This window comes from Streptomyces sp. NPDC059201, from assembly GCF_042754585.1.
Taxonomy (GTDB): Bacteria; Actinomycetota; Actinomycetes; order Streptomycetales; family Streptomycetaceae; genus Streptomyces.
On record NZ_JBHZBB010000005.1, the window covers coordinates 188,225 to 205,102 of the forward strand.

Below are 16,878 nucleotides of genomic sequence, written 5' to 3' on the forward strand. Positions count from 1 at the left end.
GGGGGAGGGGTTTTTCCGTCCGCTCCTCTCAGGGGCTGGGGCTGGGGCTGGGGCTGGGGTTGGGGCCTTGTCTTTCGTCGAGCGCCAGGTAGTCGGCGAGCAGGGCGGCTGCCTTGAGCATGGCCAGGCCCCGAGTGGAGACTCGGCCGCGCCAGTCGGCGAGGGCCGCTTCCAGGGCGCGGGTGTCGCCCGCCGCCCGGACCTGCTGGACGACGGTGGCGATGAGGTCGAGGGGGTAGCGGCCCCGGCGGAGGAAGTGGGCCAGTTCGGCGTCGCGGACGGTGTCGGCGTCGTAGGTGCGGTGGTTGGTGTCGGGGTCGCGGTCCGGGAGGAGGACGCCCGCCTTCTCCCAGGCGCGGATGGTTGCCACGCTGACGCCCAGGCGGTGGGCGAGTTCGCCGATGGTGAAGGGCTGGGTGGTTCTCGGAGCGGCGCGCCAGGAAGCGCCGGTGGAGGTGCCGGTGGAAGTGTCGGTGGAAGTGTCGGTGGAGGTGCCGGTGGGAATGCCGGTCGAGTCCTTGGTGAGGTGGGCCAGGGCCTCGCCCACCGCGTCCAGGGTGCCCCGGTCGCGGAGGAGTTCGGCGTGGCTGCGGTCGACGGCGGCCAGGGCGTCCTCCAGACGCCCGTCTACGACCGACCGCATGATCGTGCCGCCCTCCGTGTAGCCATGCGCCAGGACGAGGGCGCGGTAGGCCCGGAGGGCCGCGGCGTGGCGTTCGGTGTAGCGGCGGTGACCGGAGTCGGTGCGGTCGGCGGGAGGGAGGAAGCCGTCGCGTTCGTAGTTGCGGACGGTCTGCGGAGAGATGCCGTGTTCCTGGGCGAGATCGGCGGGTCGGAAATAAGCCACGTTTGAAACTGTACGGCGCAAGAGCTTGCTTCTAGCGGGACAAAGTTCAACTGGATGTTCAGGTGTAGCTTCCAGCCTCAGGTGCTGCGGGGGCTCCCTTCGGGGCGACCGCGCGCCTGCCTTCCTTCATCTGATCCCGGAAGAGGAAGAGGAAGAGGAAGAGATGAGGTTGAGATCATGACTCCTGCCGACAACGCCGCCATCAAGGACGTCCTTGGGGACGCCGCTCACGTCGTCGACGCGGCGAACCTCCTGGGGATGCTCGGAAGACGGCCACGCCTGCTCGCGCTGGGGGAGCCGACCCATGGCGAGGACGTCCTCCTCCATGTACGGAACGACCTCTTCCGGCAGTTGGTCGAGGAGGAGGGGCGCCGGGTCATCGCGATCGAGAGCGACTGCATGGCGGGTCTGATCGTCGACGAGTACGTCACCGGCTCCGTGGCCGGTACCGACTCCGCCTCCGACGACCTCGACGACGTCATGGAGCGCGGATTCAGCCACGGCTTCGGCGGCTCCCCGGCCAACCGCGAACTCGTCCGCTGGATGCGCGCGTACAACGACGGCCGGCCCGCAGAAGAACAGGTGCGGTTCGCCGGGTTCGACGGCCCGCTGGAGACGAGCGGCGGGGCGAGCCCCCGGCAGGCGCTCACCGCCCTCCACGCCCACCTCGCCGCCCGGTACGACGCCACGATGCTGCCCTGCGCCGCCGAGACCCTCGACGGGCTCCTCGGCGACGACCGCCGCTGGACCGAACCGGCGGCGATGCGGGACCCCTCCCGGTCCGTGGGGCGGACGCCCGAGGCCGAACGGCTGCGGCTGATCGCCGACGACCTGACGGCCCTGCTCGACGCGCTGACCCCGGACCTGGGCGAGCCGGCGGAACGCGAGCGCTGGGAGCGGGCCCGGCTCTGCGCCCGCACCGCCACCGGACTCCTGCGCTACCACTCCGCCATGGCCGACACCTCGCCCGCCCGCCTCGGCCGCCTGCTGACCCTCCGCGACGCCCTCATGGCCGCCAACCTGCTTGCTCTCGCCGAGCGCGGCCCCGTCTTCGCCCACGGCCACAACGCGCACCTCCAGCGCGACCGCAGCAGCATGCGGATGGGGGAGTGGCGCCCGGAGTGGTGGAGTGCCGGCGCGATCGCCGCCTCCCGGCTCGGCGAGGAGTACGCCTTCGTCGCCACCGCCCTCGGCACCATCCGCCACCGTGGCGTGCAGGACCCGCCCCCGGACACCGTCGAGGGCCTCCTGTACGCACTCCCCGAGGACCGGATCCTCCTCGACCCGCACCGGCTGTCCGCCGCGCTCGGGGACGCAACGCCCACCCCTCGCGAGTCGCCCTGGCACGGCTACGCACCCCTCGACCCGACCCAGCTGACGACCAAGGACGCCCTCGTCTTCGTGAAGGAAGCCCCCGAGGGCCCCCAGTGGTGGCCGACGGGCTGAGCCGCGCAGCCCCGACTCCCGCCCGGGCCGGGGTACGGCTGCGGGGTGGACGCCCTGCCCCCCACCTTCACCACCGAGCGCGCCGCCTGCACCGGCATCCTCAGCCCCCACCCCGCCGCCCCCACCCCCCAACCCCGCAGGTCACACTCTCCAGGTGACCACCAGCACCTCCGCCGCCGCCCCAGCCCCCGCCCCCGTCCAACCCACCCCCACCCCCGGCACCGGTCACGCCCCCTCCCACCACGGCGAGCTCCTCCAAGGCGTCTTCCTCGACGCCGACGGCCGCCCGCGCGCCGGCCTGGTCACGCTCCCCATGGCCGCCCCCGGCACCCGCGCCGACTTCACCCCGCGCCCCGGCACCCCGCCCGACGCCGTGACCGTCGTCCCCGGAGGACGTACCAAAGCGGCCCGTGCCGCCCGGCTCGCCGTCACCGTCTGCGCGGCCCGCACCGGACGACCCGCCCACGGCGGCACGCTGCGGCTCACCGGCAGCGTCCCGCTCGGGCTCGGCATGGGCAGTTCCACCAGTGACGTCCTCGCGACCGTGCGGGCCGTCGCCGACGCGTACGGGATCCGTCTCGACGCCGGTACGACCGCCCGCCTCGCCGTCCGGGCCGAACGCGCCAGCGATCCCCTCATGCTCGACGCCCGGCCGGTTCTCTTCGCCCAGCGGGAGGGCCGCGTCCTCGAAGTCCTGGGGCCCGCGCTGCCGCCGCTCCTCGTCGTCGGCTGCCTCCTCGGCGGCGGCGCGCCCGTCGACACCCTGGCCCTGCCCGCCCCGGCCGCCACGCCGACCCCTGCCGAGCTCCGCGCGTACGCCCGGCTCCGCGACCGGCTCCGCCGCGCCCTCGCCGAGGGTGACACCGCGCTGCTCGGGCGGGTCGCGACCGCAAGCGCCCGACGCGCCCAACGGGTGCTGCGACAGCCGGAGTTCGACGCGCTCGTCGCCCTGGCCCGGCGTACCGGAGCGGTCGGCGTGCAGATCGCGCACAGCGGTTGCGTCGCCGGGGTCCTCCACGACCCGACCGTCCCTGGCGCCGAGGCCCGCGCCGACGCCACCCGTCGCGCGCTGGACGCCCACCGCATCACGTACACCCGGACGTTCACCGTCGGCGGCGCCAACTCCCTCCCGACTCCGCCCAGTCGGGAAAGCGCCGACTCCTGGACACCCAAACGCTGCTCTATACACTGAGCCGCATGCCTTCTGCCGCCCTGGTGCCCCAGCCCGGCGCCGCCTCGCCCGCCGCCGCCGTCTCGCCGGATGCCGCCACGCCGGTCGCCGCCTCGCCGGTCACTGACTCACCGGCTGCCGCCCCGACGGCCGGCGTCTCACCGGCAGCCGTCCCGCAGGCCGCCGCCCCCACGCCCCCGGTCACCTCCCGGCTGGGGAACGTCGCCTCCTCTCCCGTACGGGAGATCCTGGCGCTCACGGCACGCCCCGACGTCATCTCGTTCGCCGGCGGCCTGCCCGCCCCCGAACTCTTCGACACCGCGGGCATCAAGGCCGCCTACCAGGCCGTCCTCACGGACATCCCGCACTCGGCCCTCCAGTACTCCACCACCGAGGGCGACCCGGGCCTCCGCGAGGGCGTCGCCGCCCGCCTCACCGCCCGAGGGCTGCCCACCGGCGCCGACGACCTGCTCGTCACCACCGGCTCCCAGCAGGCGCTCACGCTGCTGACCATCGCGCTGCTCGAACCCGGCAGCGTCGTCCTCGTCGAGGACCCCTGCTACCTCGCCGCCCTCCAGAGCTTCGGCTTCGCCGGCGCCCGCGTCGTCCCCGTCCCGACCGACGAGGACGGCATCATCCCCGAGGCCCTCGACGAGATCGCCGCCCGCGAGAAGCCCACCCTGCTCTACATCATTCCGACCTTCCAGAACCCCACCGGCCGCACCCTGCCCCTCGCGCGCCGCACCGCCGTCGCCGAGGCCGCCGCCCGTCACGGCTTCTGGATCGCCGAGGACGACCCGTACGGCGAACTCCGCTTCGAGGGCGAGCACGTGCCCCACATCGCCGGCCTCCCCGCCGCCGCCGACCGCGCGGTCCTCCTCGGCTCCTTCTCCAAGGTCATGGCCCCCGGCCTGCGCCTCGGATACCTGCGCGCCCCCGCCGCGCTCCGGCGCGCCTGCGTCATCGCCAAGCAGGCCGCCGACCTGCACACTTCCACCGTCGACCAGGCCGCCGCCGCCCGCTACCTCCGCGACAGCGACCTCGACGCCCACGTCGCCGGCATGCGCGCCGCCTACCGGGCCCGCCGCGACGCCATGCTCGACGGCCTGGCCGCCGCCCTCCCCGAGGGCAGCCGCTGGAACCGGCCCGAGGGCGGCATGTTCGTCTGGGCCACCCTCCCCGAGGGCCGCGATGCCACCGCCCTCCTCCCGGCCGCCGTCGGCCACAACGTCGCCTACGTCCCCGGCGCCCCCTTCTTCTCCGGCACCCCCGACCCGGCCTCCCTCCGGCTCTCCTTCACCACCCACTCGCCCGACGAGATCGCCGAGGGCCTGCGCCGCCTGGCCAAGACCTTCGCCTGACCTCGGCCGGGCTTCCTCCTGACCTCCGACCGACCCGCCCTTCACCCCTTCACCCGTGTCGTTGTTGGGCCGAACGGGTGAGGAGCGGGAGGATGGGGCCATGAGTAGGTACGAGAGGTACGACGTCACCGACGAGCAGTGGGAGGGCCTGGCCCAGGTCCTGCCGCTGCGCGGCCGTGACGGATGGCCGTCCAGGGTCGACCACCGCACGATCCCCGAGCAGTACGAGTCCGTCGAACAGCGCCGCATGGTCGTGCTGCGGGTCCAGGTCTTCGCCGACGCCCGCGAGGTCGCCGAGTACCTCATCGCCCAGATCCCGGTCCTGCTCGACCTCACCAGCGCCGACCCCGAAGTCGCCAAGCGCGTCCTCGACTTCAGCAGCGGCGTCGTCTTCGGCATCGGCAGCGGCATGCACCGCGTCGACCGCAACGTCTTCCTGCTGGCCCCTCCCGGGACCCAGGTCGAGAGCACCGGCGACGGCCCGGCCGGCGACGAGGACGACGAGCCCGTCGGCGCCCCGCGCGCGAGCGTCCCCCGATCGTAGGAAGGTCATCCCGGCGTAACGGTTCGTCAGCGGCGCCCCTGCGTACGGTCCGATCATGGACCTCACCGCCGGCCCCGCCCTCGCCCGCACCCCGGGCCCCCGCACCCCCGCCACCCGCACACCTGACACTCGTACCCCCGAAACCGGCAGCCCTGAAACCCGTTCCGCCGACCCCCGATCCTCCGACCCCCGTTCCTCCGGCGCCCGTACCTCCGACTCGCGCAACCCGCGCCCGGACACCGTCCCGAACCCCCGCTCCACCCCACCGCCCGTGGCCCCGGCCCCGGCCCCGGGGCGAGGTGGGGGCGGGGGTGGAGGTGGCCGTACGGGATCGCGTACGGGATCGAGTACGGGTACGGGATCGGGTACGGGCACGAGCGCCGGTCAGGGATCCCGCAAGGGCGGTGGTACGGGAGCAGGCACCGGCACCGGCACGCCACCCCGCACCCGTTCACGTACCGACAGCGGTGCACGTCCCGGCACCGAAGCCGGCGCGCGGGGGATCCCGGCGGACCGGGGCGAGCCGTCGGCCGTCGCGAGGCCCGTCGTGACCGAGTTGCGGCTCTCCGCCTTCGCGGGGCGGCGGCGGGCCACGTACGCCCTCGGGCCGGTCACGCTCTTCAGTGGTCCCAGCGGCAGCGGGAAGTCCACCGTCCTCGGCGCGTACGAGGCGCTGGCCCGGCTCGGCGCGGGGGATCCGCTCACGGAGGTGTTCCCGGATCCCGCCGCCCGCGTCCCGGAGAGCGCGCGGCCGGACTCGCAGGGCCGCCGCGGCTTCCGGATCGGCTGCACGGTTGACGGCCCCGTCGGGCCGGTGCGGCTCGACCTGGCCGTCCAGGCGGACCCCGACCTCCGCATCGTCGGCGAACGCCTCACCCGCCACGGCCGCACCCTCCTCACCACCGCCCTCAGGGACCCCGGCCGCACCACCGTGCAGGCCGCCTGGCTCACCGCGGGCGCCACCCCCGTCACCCGCGCCCCGCTCCCCGACGACCTGCTCGGGACCGCCCTCCTGCCGCTGCGGGTCGCGGGCGCGACCGAAGGGCAGCGCGAAGTGCTGGCCGCGGCCGAACAGACCGTGGTCGGCCTCCGCTCGCTGTTCCCCTGCGCGCCCGAGCCGGCCAGGATGCGCGCCCCCGTCCTCCCCGGCGAGGGCAGGCTCCTGCGCGACTGCGCCAACCTCGCAGAGGTCCTGCACCGCACCCACAACGCCTGCCCCCGCCGTCACCAGCGGCTCGCCGCCGTCGCGGGCGCGGGCTGCGCCGGGCCCGTCACCGGCATCGGCGTGCAGGAACTCCGCGACGGCACCGTCGGCGCCCTCCTCGCCCGGGGCGCCCGTCCCGCCACCCCGCTCGGCCGGCTCGGCGACGGCGAACTCCGCTACCTCGCCCTCGCGCTGACCCTCCTCACCGGCCCCGGCGTGCTCGCCATGGACCGGATCGCCGAGGTCCCGGACGCCATGCAGTGCCTCACACTCCTGACCGACGACCTCGACCGGGGCCTTGACGCCCGCCAGGCGGCCGCCCTCCTCGACCTGGCCGCCGCCATCGCCGCCGACGGCCACATCCGGCTCGCGGGCTCGGTCGGCGAGGGCACCGCGGCGGAAGCCCGGCGAACCCCCGGGGTGACGGTGGTAGACCTGACCCCGTGACGGACACCGAACACGACGTGGCGGGGCTCCAGCGCCGCCTCGCCGCCTTCGCGGCGGCGCGCGACTGGCAGCCCTACCACACGCCCAAGAACCTGGCGGCGGCGCTCAGCGTCGAGGCGGCCGAACTCCTGGAGATCTTCCAGTGGTTGACGCCCGAGCAGGCGGACAAGGTGATGGAGGACCCGGACTCCGCCCACCGGGTCGCCGACGAGGTGGCCGACGTCCTCGCCTACCTCCTCCAGTTCTGCCAGGTGCTGGGGGTCGACCCCCTCGCCGCCCTCGCCGCCAAGATCGACCGGAACGAACTCCGCTTCCCACCCCGCAGACGGGACGGAACGGACGAGTCGGACGCCGCTGTGGATGATCGTCACTCTTCGGAGTGATCGCTTCTTCCCTGTCGAGATGCCTGTCCACAGATTTCCGAATTCCTCTGGTGCCGGGGCTCAGGCGGCCTCACTCTGGGTAGTGGATTGAGGGAACGGCAAGTCGTACGAACGGGGGCGGAGTTGATGGAAGCGGAGCGGCTCGTCCAGGCCGGCCTGCGCGCGCTGGCGGAGAGTGGGACGGCACACGACATCGTGGCGGAAGCCTGGCAGGCCCGGGCCCTCGCCCAGGCCATAGGGAGTCACCTCGCGCTCTGCGGACCGCTGGAGCTGCGCGGTGAGGCACGGGGGCTCAGCGAGGCGGGGGAGTACCCGACGTGGGGAGCGGCCGGACCGCGCGCCGCACGGCTCTCCGAGGTAGGCGACCCGCGCTCGGCGCTCACCGCCCTCGGTGAGCTCCTCGGGGAGGTCGGCATCGCCCTCGTCGGCGTGGCCTCGGTCACCGACGACGAGGGCCTGTACTGGCAGTGCATGGAGGCCATCGACGCCGCCGACGAGGCCGGCGACCGCGTCCGGGGCATGCTGCGCCGCCTCGACGTCCGCGAACAGGGCCGGGCCCGCCCTCCCGACCCGCCCCGGGGCCGAGCGGGCCCCCTGCCCACCACCCCGCACCCCAGGCCCCCCACCCCCCGCCCGGCCCCCGAGCCCGGCCGGGAAACGGGCAGGGAAACGGGCAGGGAAACGGGCAGGGAAACGGGCAGGGAGGAAGAACGCAACGGGGTGCGCGAAGGGGAGAACAACGGAGCGCGCGACGGGGAACGGGGGCGGGAGCGCGACCGGGCCCGGGACCGGTGACGGTCCCAGGCCCGGACGGGGACGGGGGAGGAAGGCGCTCGGTCGGCGCGTCAGCGCACTCCGGGACCGCCGTCGTGCCGGCCGTCGTGAAGACCGGCGTGGGGGTCGACGTGGGGGCCTGCGTCGGGGCCGTCGTGGAGACCGGCGTGCCCGTCCTCGTCGGCGGCCTCCGGCTCCAGGCGCTCCGCCGTGGACTGGAGGTCGGCGTCCAGCTGGGAGAGGTCGGCGGAGAGCGCCGCCATCAGCTCCTCCATCTGCTGGAGCAGACCCTTCGGGGCTCCCGGAGCCTGCTGCTCGGGCACGGACTGCGGCACGTGCTGCTCGGGCAGCGCCTGTTCCGACGCGGCTTCCTGGGACATCGCGGCCTCCTCGCCCCGGACCCCGGCCGGTTCGGACGGGACCACGGGAGAAGAACGACGCACCGGCTGCGGCCGCCGGCACGCGGGCCGGGCGGTCCGGCTCCGCCCGAGCCAACGACGGCGCCCGGTCACGGTCACTGTCCAGCGGTGACGCGTCCCGCCAGAGGGGACGGATATTCACCCGACCGGGCCGGACGGCGCCGCGCGCTGACGCACGGCTTGACACGCACCCGACGGTGCAGGATGGAGGCATGGATCTTCGCATCTTCACGGAACCCCAGCAGGGCGCCGACTACGACACCCTCCTCAAGGTGGCCCGCGCCACCGAGGACCTCGGCTTCGACGCCTTCTTCCGCTCCGACCACTATCTGCGCATGGGCTCGGCCGACGGACTGCCCGGACCCACCGACGCCTGGATCACCCTCGCGGGCCTCGCCCGGGAGACCCGGCGGATCCGTCTCGGCACCCTGATGACCGCCGCGACCTTCCGGCTGCCGGGCGTCCTCGCCATCCAAGTGGCGCAGGTCGACCAGATGTCCGGCGGCCGGGTCGAACTCGGCCTCGGCGCGGGCTGGTTCGCGGAGGAGCACACCGCGTACGGCATCCCGTTCCCGAAGGAGAAGTTCGGCCGGCTGGAGGAGCAGCTGGCGATCGTCACGGGCCTGTGGGAGACCGAGGTCGGCAAGACGTTCTCGTACGAAGGGGAGCACTACCGTCTCACCGACTCGCCCGCACTGCCCAAGCCCGCCCAGCGGAAGATCCCGGTCCTGATCGGCGGCCACGGGGCGAGCCGTACGCCCCGGCTGGCGGCGAGGTACGCGGACGAGTTCAACATCCCGTTCGCGTCCCTGGAGGACACCGAGCGGCAGTTCGGCCGCGTCCGTGCCGCGGCCGAGGCGGCCGGACGTCCCGCCGGCGACCTCGTGTACTCCAACGCGCTGGTCGTCTGCGTCGGCAAGGACGACGCGGAGGTGGCGCGCCGGGCGGCGGCCATCGGCCGGGACGTGGACGAACTGAAGGCCAACGGTCTCGCGGGCTCGCCCGCCGAGGTCGCCGACAAGCTCGGCCGCTACGCGGCGATCGGCTCCTCCCGGGTCTACCTCCAGGTCCTTGACCTGGACGACCTGGACCACCTGGAGCTGATCTCCGCGCAGGTCGCGCCGCAGCTGGGCTGAGCCGATGGCACCGGACCGGACGTTCGCCCAGGCCCTCGCCGACGGCGTGCTCGTCCTCGACGGCGGGCTCTCCAACCAACTGGAGGCCCAGGGCTGCGACCTGCCGGACGCGCTCTGGTCGGCGCGACTGCTCGCCGACGCGCCCGAGCAGATCGAGGCGGCCCACACGGCCTACGTCCGGGCCGGTGCCCAGGTGCTGATCACCGCCAGCTACCAGGCCACGTACGAGGGCTTCGCCCGGCACGGGCTGGACCGCAGGGCGACCGCGGGCCTCCTGGCCCGCAGCGTCGCCCTGGCCCGGGCGGCGGCGGAACCGGGGGAGGGGGGAGTGGGGGAGGGAGGGGTGGGGGTGGGGGAGGGGCCCCCGGAGAGGGCGGCACGGCGGAAGGTGTGGGTGGCGGCCTCCGTAGGGCCCTACGGAGCGATGCTCGCCGACGGGAGCGAGTACCAGGGGCGGTACGGGCTGTCGGTGCGGGAGTTGGTGGCGTTCCACCGGCCGCGGGTGGAGGCGCTCGCGGCGGCCGCGCCGGACGTGCTGGTGCTGGAGACGGTGCCGGACGCCGTGGAGGCGGAGGCGCTGCTGCGGGCGGTCGAGGGGTGCGGGGTGCCGGTCTGGCTGTCGTACACGGTCACGGGCGGCCGGACCCGGGCCGGGCAGGGACTGGCGGAGGCGTTCGCGGTCGCGGCGGGGAACGAGCAGGTCGTGGCCGTCGGGGTGAACTGCTGCGACCCGGCCGAGGCCGCCGACGCGGTCGCCGCGGCCGTCGCCACGACCGGCAGACCGGCCGTCGTCTACCCGAACAGCGGCGAACGGTGGGACGCCGACGCCCGAGGCTGGCGCGGTCCGTCCGCGTACGGCCCCGCCGCCGCCCCGGACCTCGCCGCCACCTGGGCCGCCGCCGGCGCCCGCCTGATCGGTGGCTGCTGCCGGGTGGGCCCGAAGACCGTCGCAGCCCTCGCCGGACGCGAGCGGCGGCGGCCCACGCTCTAGGTGGTGGCGGGGTGGGCCCGGTGGATCGGGGGCGGGCTGGCGGGCGGCCGTCCCACCCTCCTCCCCTCCCGCCGGTGCCGCGGCAAGCGCCGCGGCCGGTGCTCCGATCGGCGCCCCAGCTGGTGTGGCTTGCGCCCCTGCCGGTGCTCGGACCGGTGTTGCAGCCCGCGCCTCGGCCGGCACCGCGAGCGGCGCCTCCGCCCGCGCCCCGGCCAGGCCAGGCCGGCAACCCGGGCCAGCGCGCCCGCGACCCCCCGACCACCGCCCCTCCGGCGCGCCCGCCTCGCCAACGACCAGCGCCCCGCCCGCTGTCCCCGGCCGACACCCGGGCCACCGCGCCCACTCCCGCCCCGCGCCCCCATCACCGCGCCCACCCCCGTCCCGCGCCCCCACCGGCGCGTCCGCCATGCCGCCACCCGCGCCCGGCCGCCACCCGCATCCGGCCGCCACCCGCGCCCGGCCGCCACCCGCATCCGGCCGCCACCCGCGCCCGGCCGCCACCCCGTCACCAGCTCCCCCACCCACCTCGCCGCGCGCGCCGAAATTGCCTGGTAGAGGTCTGGGTGGGGCGCTCATACTCGGGTTGTGTTCTTGACGATCAGTACTACCGGCAGCCCGGAGATTCCTGCTACCGATCTTGGTTTTCTGCTGCATAAGCATCCTGGGCGGGCGCAGGCGTTCTCGACCTCTTGTGGGGTTGCGCATGTGCTTTATCCGGAGGCTTCGGCGGAGCGTTGTACTGCGGCGCTTCTGCTGGAGGTGGATCCTGTGGCGTTGGTGCGCCGGGGGAAGGGGAAGGGGCGGGGTGGGGCGCCGGATGCCGCGCTTGCGCAGTATGTGAACGACCGGCCCTATGCCGCTTCGTCGTTGCTCGCCGTCGCGATGGCGCAGGTGTTCAAGACGGCGTTGCACGGGGTGTGCCGGGCGTTGCCCGGGCGGGCGGCGGAGCCGTTGCCGTTGCGGATCGAGGTGCCGGTGCTGCCGGCGCGGGGCGGGGCGGAGCTCGTACGGGAATTGTTCGGGCCGTTGGGGTGGGCGGCGGTGGAGGTCGAGCCGATCGCGCTGGACGCGGAGTTCCCCGAGTGGGGGGACTCGCGGTATGTGCGGCTGGTGCTGGAGGGTGACGGGCTGCGGCTGGCGGATGCGCTGAACCAGCTTTATGTGCTGCTGCCTGTGCTTGACGACGCCAAGCATTACTGGGTGTCGCCCGACGAGGTGGAGAAGTTGCTGCGGGCCGGTGAGGGCTGGCTGGCGGCGCATCCTCGGCGTGAGCTGATCACCACGCGCTATCTGTCGCGTCGGCGGAGCCTCGCCCGGGAGGCGTCGGAGCGGCTGGAGTTGGTCCGGCTGGCCGAGGCCGAGGGGCTCGACGTCGAGGACGTCGACAACGCCGTGGACGAGGCGAGCGACACGGAGGAGCGGCCGGTGCCGCTCGCCGAGCACCGGAGGGCGGCGATCCTGGCCGCCCTGCGGGCCGCCGGTGCCTCCCGGGTCCTCGATCTGGGCTGCGGTCAGGGTCAGTTGGTGCAGGAGTTGCTGAAGGACGTCCGGTTCACGGAGATCGTGGGCGTGGACGTGTCGGTACGGGCGCTGACCGTCGCCGCGCGCCGGCTGCGGCTGGACCGGATGGGTGAGCGGCAGGCCGCCCGGGTGAAGCTGGTGCAGGGCTCGCTCGCGTACACCGACCGGCGGCTCGCGGGCTATGACGCGGCCGTGCTGAGCGAGGTGATCGAGCACCTGGACCTGCCGAGGCTGCCGGCCCTGGAGTACGCGGTGTTCGGCGCGGCCAGGCCCCGTACGGTCGTCGTGACCACGCCGAACGTCGAGTACAACGTGCGCTGGGAGTCGCTGCCCGCCGGGCACGTCCGGCACGGCGACCATCGCTTCGAGTGGACCCGGGCGGAGTTCCGGGAGTGGGCCGCGGGTGTGGCCGGACGGTACGGGTACGGCGTGGCGTTCGCGCCCGTCGGGGCGGACGACCCCGAGGTGGGCGCGCCGACGCAGATGGCCGTGTTCACGCGCACGGCGACGGATGACGATGGGACGAAGAGGGAGAAGGGGGACCGGGCATGAGCGCCGATACAACCGATACGACCGATATGAACGACACCATCGATACGGCGGCCGACCCCGACGGGAAGCGGCGGGTGCTGCCCGTCACCGATCTGTCCCTCGTCGTGCTCGTGGGGGCGACCGGGTCCGGGAAGTCGTCCTTCGCGCGGCGGCACTTCAAGCCGACCGAGGTGGTGTCCTCGGACTTCTGCCGGGGGCTCGTCGCGGACGACGAGAACGACCAGTCGGCGTCCCGGGACGCCTTCGACGTGCTGCACTACATCGTCGGCAAGCGGCTCGCCGCCGGCCGGCTGACCGTCGTCGACGCGACGAACGTGCAGCGTGAGGCGCGTCGGCAGCTCGTGCAGCTGGCGCGGGAGCACGACGTGCTGCCGATCGCGATCGTGCTCGACCTGCCGGAGTCGGTGTGCCGGGAGCGGAACGCGCTGCGGGCCGACCGGGCCGGCATGCCGGATCATGTGATTCCCCGTCACCGGCGCGAACTGCACCGGGGGTTGAAGGGTCTGGAGCGGGAGGGCTTCCGCAAGGTCCACGTCCTGAAGTCGGCCGCCGAGGTGGACGCGGCGGAGGTGCGGCTGGAGCGGCGGTTCAACGATCTGCGCCACCTGACCGGCCCGTTCGACATCATCGGTGACATCCACGGGTGCCGGAGCGAGCTGGAGACGCTGCTCGGGCGGCTCGGCTATGTGGACGGCAAGCACCCGGAGGGGCGTACGGCGGTCTTCGTCGGCGACCTCGTCGACCGGGGGCCGGACTCGCCGGGCGTGCTGCGCCGGGTGATGGGCATGGTGGCGGCCGGGAACGCGCTCTGCGTGCCGGGCAACCACGAGAACAAGCTGGGGCGCTGGCTGAAGGGCCGGAAGGTCCAGCAGACGCACGGGCTCGCCGAGACGGTCGAGCAGCTGGAGCGCGAGCCGGCCGAGTTCCGCGAGGAGGTCGGGCGGTTCATCGACGGGCTGGTCAGCCACTACGTCCTGGACGACGGGAAGCTGGTGGTGTGCCACGCCGGTCTGCCGGAGAAGTACCACGGCCGTACGTCGGGCCGGGTGCGGTCGCACGCGCTGTACGGGGACACCACCGGCGAGACCGACGAGTTCGGGCTGCCGGTGCGCTACCCGTGGGCGGAGGACTACCGGGGCCGGGCGACGGTCGTGTACGGGCACACGCCGGTGCCGACGACGTCCTGGATCAACAACACCATCTGTCTCGACACCGGCGCGGTGTTCGGCGGGCGGATGACCGCGCTGCGCTGGCCGGAGCGCGAGCTCGTCGACGTACCGGCCGAACGGGTCTGGTACGAGCCGGTCCGGCCGCTGGCGTCCGAGGCGCCCGGCGGGCACGAGGGCCGGCCGCTGGACCTCGCCGACGTGCACGGGCGGCGGACGGTGGAGACCCAGCACCTGGGCAACGTGGCGGTGCGGGAGGAGAACGCGGCGGCGGCCCTGGAGGTCATGAGCCGGTTCGCGGTCGACCCCCGGCTGCTCGCGTACCTGCCGCCGACGATGGCGCCGACGCCGACCGCGCGGGCCGAGGGCTATCTGGAGCACCCGGCGGAGGCGTTCGCGCAGTACCGGGCGGACGGGGTCGGGCGGGTCGTGTGCGAGGAGAAGCACATGGGCTCGCGGGCGGTGGCGCTGGTCTGCCGGGACGCGGACGCGGCCCGGGAGCGGTTCGGCGTGGACGGGCCGACGGGCGCGCTGCACACCCGGACCGGCCGGCCGTTCTTCGACGACGACACCGCCACCGAGCAGGTCCTGGCGCGGCTGCGGACGGCGATCGGGGCGGCCGGGCTCTGGGACGAGCTCGACACGGACTGGCTGCTGCTCGACGGCGAGCTGATGCCGTGGTCGCTGAAGTCGGGCGGGCTGCTGCGCCACCAGTACGCGGCGGTCGGCGCGGCGTCGGCCGCCGTGCTCCCGGAGGCCGTACGGGCGCTGGAGTCGGCGGTCGCGCGCGGGGTCGAGGGGCTCGACGGGCTGCTCGCGGCGCAGCGGGAGCGGGCGGCGGACGCGGGCGCGTTCACGGAGGCGTACCGGCGGTACTGCTGGCCGACGGAGGGGCTCGAAGGGGTACGGTTCGCGCCGTTCCAGCTGCTCGCGGTGCGCGGGCGGTCGCTCGCGGACGTCCCGCACGACACGCAGTTGGGGTGGCTGGACCGGCTCGTCGAGCACGATCCGACGGGGCTGCTCCAGGTGACGCGGCGGATCGTCGTCGACACCGGCGACGAGGAGTCCGTCCGCGCGGGCACCGACTGGTGGCTGGACATGACCGGCGCGGGCGGCGAGGGCATGGTCGTGAAGCCGCTCGCCGCGCTGGTCAGGGACGGCTCCGGCCGGCCGGTGCAGCCGGGCGTGAAGGTGAGGGGCCGGGAGTACCTGCGGATCGTGTACGGCCCCGAGTACACCCGTCCGGAGAACCTGGAGCGGCTGCGGCAGCGCCACCTCGGGCACAAGCGTTCGCTCGCCCTGCGCGAGTACGCCCTCGGCCTGGAGGCGCTGGAACGGCTGGCGGCGGGCGAGCCGCTGTGGCGCGTGCACGAGGCGGTCTTCGCGGTGCTGGCGCTGGAGTCGGAGCCGGTGGATCCGAGGCTGTAGGAGCCGGTGGATCCGAGGTTGTAGGTGCGGGGGAGGGGGGACCGGCGGCGGGCGAGCCGCTCCTCCGCCCTTGCTGCGGCGCGGAATTCGGCCGTGCGCTTCCGACGCGCGCGGCCGTTCGCTCCGTCAGGATGGGCGCATGGGATTCCATGTCGACTCAGAGACCGGCCGGCTCCGCCGCGTGATCCTCCATCGCCCCGATCTGGAGCTGAAGCGGCTGACCCCGACCAACAAGGACGCTCTGCTCTTCGACGACGTGCTGTGGGTGCGGCGGGCCCGTCAGGAGCACGACGGTTTCGCGGACGTGCTGCGGGACCGGGGCGTCGAGGTGCATCTCTTCGGCGATCTCCTGGGGGAGGCGCTGGAGGTGCCGGCGGCGCGGGCGCTGGTCCTGGACCGGGTCTTCGACGAGAAGGAGTACGGGCCGCTCGCCGCCGACCATCTGCGGGCCGCGTTCGATTCGCTGGACACGGGCGCGCTGGTGGAGGCGCTGGTGGGCGGGATGACGAAGCGGGAGTTCCTGGCGGCGCACCGGGAGCCGACGTCGGTCCGCTTCCACGCTCTTGAGCTGGACGACTTCGTGCTGGGTCCGCTGCCGAACCACCTCTTTACCCGCGACACCTCGGCGTGGATCTACGACGGGGTGTCGATCAACGCGATGAAGTGGCCGGCGCGGCAGCGCGAGACGGTGCACTTCGAGGCGATCTACAAGCACCATCCGCTCTTCACGGGCCCGGAGGCGGGCCCGTTCCACCACTGGTCGGAGGGGCAGGCGGACTATCCGTCGACGATCGAGGGCGGCGACGTGCTCGTCATCGGCAACGGCGCCGTACTGATCGGGATGAGCGAGCGGACGACCCCGCAGGCGGTGGAGATGCTGGCCCGGGGGCTGTTCGCGGCGGGTTCGGCGCGGACGATCGTGGCGCTGGACATGCCGAAGCGGCGGGCGTTCATGCACCTGGACACGGTGATGACGATGGTGGACGGGGACACCTTCACCCAGTACGCGGGCCTCGGGATGCTGCGCTCGTACACGATCGAGCCGGGCGACGAGGGGCAGGCGCTGCGGGTGACGGACCATCCGCCGGAGCAGATGCACAGCGCGATCGCGGCGGCGCTGGGGCTCCAGGACGTGCGGGTGCTGACGGCCACGCAGGACGTGCACGCGGCGGAGCGGGAGCAGTGGGACGACGGCTGCAACGTGCTGGCGGTGGAGCCGGGCGTGGTGGTGGCGTACGAGCGGAACGTGACGACCAACACGCATCTGCGGAAGCGGGGCATCGAGGTGATCGAGATCCCGGGGAGCGAGCTGGGGCGGGGGCGGGGCGGCCCGCGCTGCATGAGCTGCCCCGTGGTGCGGGACGCGGTGTGAGCGGGCGGGGTACGAGGGGCCGTGTGGGCCGGGGGCGTACGGCCGGGGCCGTACAGCCGGGGCCGTACGAGACATCATGGCCAGGGGCCGGGGCCGGGGCCGTACGGGCAGGGCTG

At 74.3% G+C, this 16,878-nt stretch carries 13 protein-coding genes and 1 pseudogene; 12 read left to right on the forward strand and 2 right to left on the reverse strand.

Going from position 1 to position 16,878, the window contains the following annotated elements:
* Positions 1-28: 28 nt before the first annotated feature.
* Positions 29-847, reverse strand: coding sequence for a MerR family DNA-binding transcriptional regulator (locus ACFXMG_RS18940; RefSeq protein WP_383819281.1), 819 nt, complete (start codon positions 845-847; stop codon positions 29-31).
* 177 nt (positions 848-1,024) lie between these two features.
* Here ACFXMG_RS18940 and ACFXMG_RS18945 point away from each other — a divergent pair, with 177 nt between their 5' ends.
* From ACFXMG_RS18945 to ACFXMG_RS18975, 7 genes and pseudogenes are all read left to right on the forward strand, one after another.
* Positions 1,025-2,293, forward strand: a complete 1,269-nt coding sequence (locus ACFXMG_RS18945) for an erythromycin esterase family protein (protein WP_383819283.1) — start codon at positions 1,025-1,027, stop codon at positions 2,291-2,293.
* Between the two features lie 154 nt (positions 2,294-2,447).
* On the forward strand, positions 2,448-3,485 hold the full coding sequence (locus tag ACFXMG_RS18950) for a GHMP kinase (RefSeq protein ID WP_383819285.1): 1,038 nt from the start codon (positions 2,448-2,450) through the stop codon (positions 3,483-3,485).
* A gap of 5 nt (positions 3,486-3,490) precedes the next feature.
* Positions 3,491-4,825: a PLP-dependent aminotransferase family protein gene (locus ACFXMG_RS18955; RefSeq protein WP_383819286.1), complete on the forward strand. Its 1,335-nt coding sequence runs from the start codon at positions 3,491-3,493 to the stop codon at positions 4,823-4,825.
* 100 nt (positions 4,826-4,925) lie between these two features.
* Positions 4,926-5,369 carry a cell division protein SepF gene (sepF, locus tag ACFXMG_RS18960; RefSeq protein WP_383819287.1) on the forward strand — a complete coding sequence of 148 codons (444 nt, stop codon included), beginning with the start codon at positions 4,926-4,928 and terminating at the stop codon, positions 5,367-5,369.
* A gap of 502 nt (positions 5,370-5,871) precedes the next feature.
* Entirely contained in the window at positions 5,872-7,020 is a 1,149-nt protein-coding gene (locus ACFXMG_RS18965) for an ATP-binding protein (protein ID WP_383819331.1), read from the forward strand.
* Positions 7,017-7,403 (forward strand): nucleotide pyrophosphohydrolase, encoded by a 387-nt coding sequence (locus ACFXMG_RS18970; protein ID WP_383819288.1) that lies wholly within the window; start codon positions 7,017-7,019, stop codon positions 7,401-7,403. The genes ACFXMG_RS18965 and ACFXMG_RS18970 overlap by 4 nt, the downstream gene beginning before the upstream one ends.
* A gap of 126 nt (positions 7,404-7,529) precedes the next feature.
* A pseudogene (locus ACFXMG_RS18975) lies at positions 7,530-7,997 on the forward strand (DUF6099 family protein); the annotation flags it as partial.
* 251 nt (positions 7,998-8,248) lie between these two features.
* Here ACFXMG_RS18975 and ACFXMG_RS18980 read toward each other — a convergent pair.
* The gene (locus tag ACFXMG_RS18980; protein ID WP_383819290.1) at positions 8,249-8,557 is read right to left on the reverse strand and encodes a hypothetical protein; all 309 of its coding nucleotides are present in this window, start codon (positions 8,555-8,557) and stop codon (positions 8,249-8,251) included.
* A 251-nt stretch (positions 8,558-8,808) separates the two neighbouring features.
* On the opposite strand from ACFXMG_RS18980, the gene ACFXMG_RS18985 reads away from it, so the two are divergent.
* The 5 genes from ACFXMG_RS18985 to ACFXMG_RS19005 all read left to right on the forward strand — a co-directional run bounded on the left by ACFXMG_RS18985 (position 8,809) and on the right by ACFXMG_RS19005 (position 16,762).
* The gene (locus ACFXMG_RS18985; RefSeq protein WP_383819291.1) at positions 8,809-9,732 is read left to right on the forward strand and encodes an LLM class F420-dependent oxidoreductase; all 924 of its coding nucleotides are present in this window, start codon (positions 8,809-8,811) and stop codon (positions 9,730-9,732) included.
* Positions 9,733-9,736: 4 nt separating this feature from the next.
* Complete coding sequence (gene mmuM / locus ACFXMG_RS18990; RefSeq protein WP_383819293.1) at positions 9,737-10,723, forward strand: homocysteine S-methyltransferase; 987 nt, start codon at positions 9,737-9,739, stop codon at positions 10,721-10,723.
* Positions 10,724-11,308: 585 nt separating this feature from the next.
* Positions 11,309-12,796, forward strand: coding sequence for a 3' terminal RNA ribose 2'-O-methyltransferase Hen1 (locus tag ACFXMG_RS18995; RefSeq protein ID WP_383819295.1), 1,488 nt, complete (start codon positions 11,309-11,311; stop codon positions 12,794-12,796).
* A 26-nt stretch (positions 12,797-12,822) separates the two neighbouring features.
* Positions 12,823-15,390 carry a polynucleotide kinase-phosphatase gene (locus ACFXMG_RS19000; protein ID WP_383819333.1) on the forward strand — a complete coding sequence of 856 codons (2,568 nt, stop codon included), beginning with the start codon at positions 12,823-12,825 and terminating at the stop codon, positions 15,388-15,390.
* A gap of 139 nt (positions 15,391-15,529) precedes the next feature.
* On the forward strand, positions 15,530-16,762 hold the full coding sequence (locus tag ACFXMG_RS19005; RefSeq protein ID WP_383819296.1) for an arginine deiminase: 1,233 nt from the start codon (positions 15,530-15,532) through the stop codon (positions 16,760-16,762).
* The last annotated feature ends 116 nt before the right edge of the window (positions 16,763-16,878 follow it).

What these genes read in the sequence shown, in the direction of transcription:
- ACFXMG_RS18945 (WP_383819283.1), top strand. Translation starts at nt 1,025, where the DNA reads ATGACTCCTGCCGACAACGCCGCCATCAAGGACGTCCTTGGGGACGCC.
- ACFXMG_RS18955 (WP_383819286.1), top strand. Translation starts at nt 3,491, where the DNA reads ATGCCTTCTGCCGCCCTGGTGCCCCAGCCCGGCGCCGCCTCGCCCGCC.
- sepF (WP_383819287.1), top strand. Translation starts at nt 4,926, where the DNA reads ATGAGTAGGTACGAGAGGTACGACGTCACCGACGAGCAGTGGGAGGGC.
- ACFXMG_RS18980 (WP_383819290.1), bottom strand. Translation starts at nt 8,557, where the DNA reads ATGTCCCAGGAAGCCGCGTCGGAACAGGCGCTGCCCGAGCAGCACGTG.
- ACFXMG_RS18985 (WP_383819291.1), top strand. Translation starts at nt 8,809, where the DNA reads ATGGATCTTCGCATCTTCACGGAACCCCAGCAGGGCGCCGACTACGAC.
- mmuM (WP_383819293.1), top strand. Translation starts at nt 9,737, where the DNA reads ATGGCACCGGACCGGACGTTCGCCCAGGCCCTCGCCGACGGCGTGCTC.
- ACFXMG_RS19000 (WP_383819333.1), top strand. Translation starts at nt 12,823, where the DNA reads ATGAACGACACCATCGATACGGCGGCCGACCCCGACGGGAAGCGGCGG.
- ACFXMG_RS19005 (WP_383819296.1), top strand. Translation starts at nt 15,530, where the DNA reads ATGGGATTCCATGTCGACTCAGAGACCGGCCGGCTCCGCCGCGTGATC.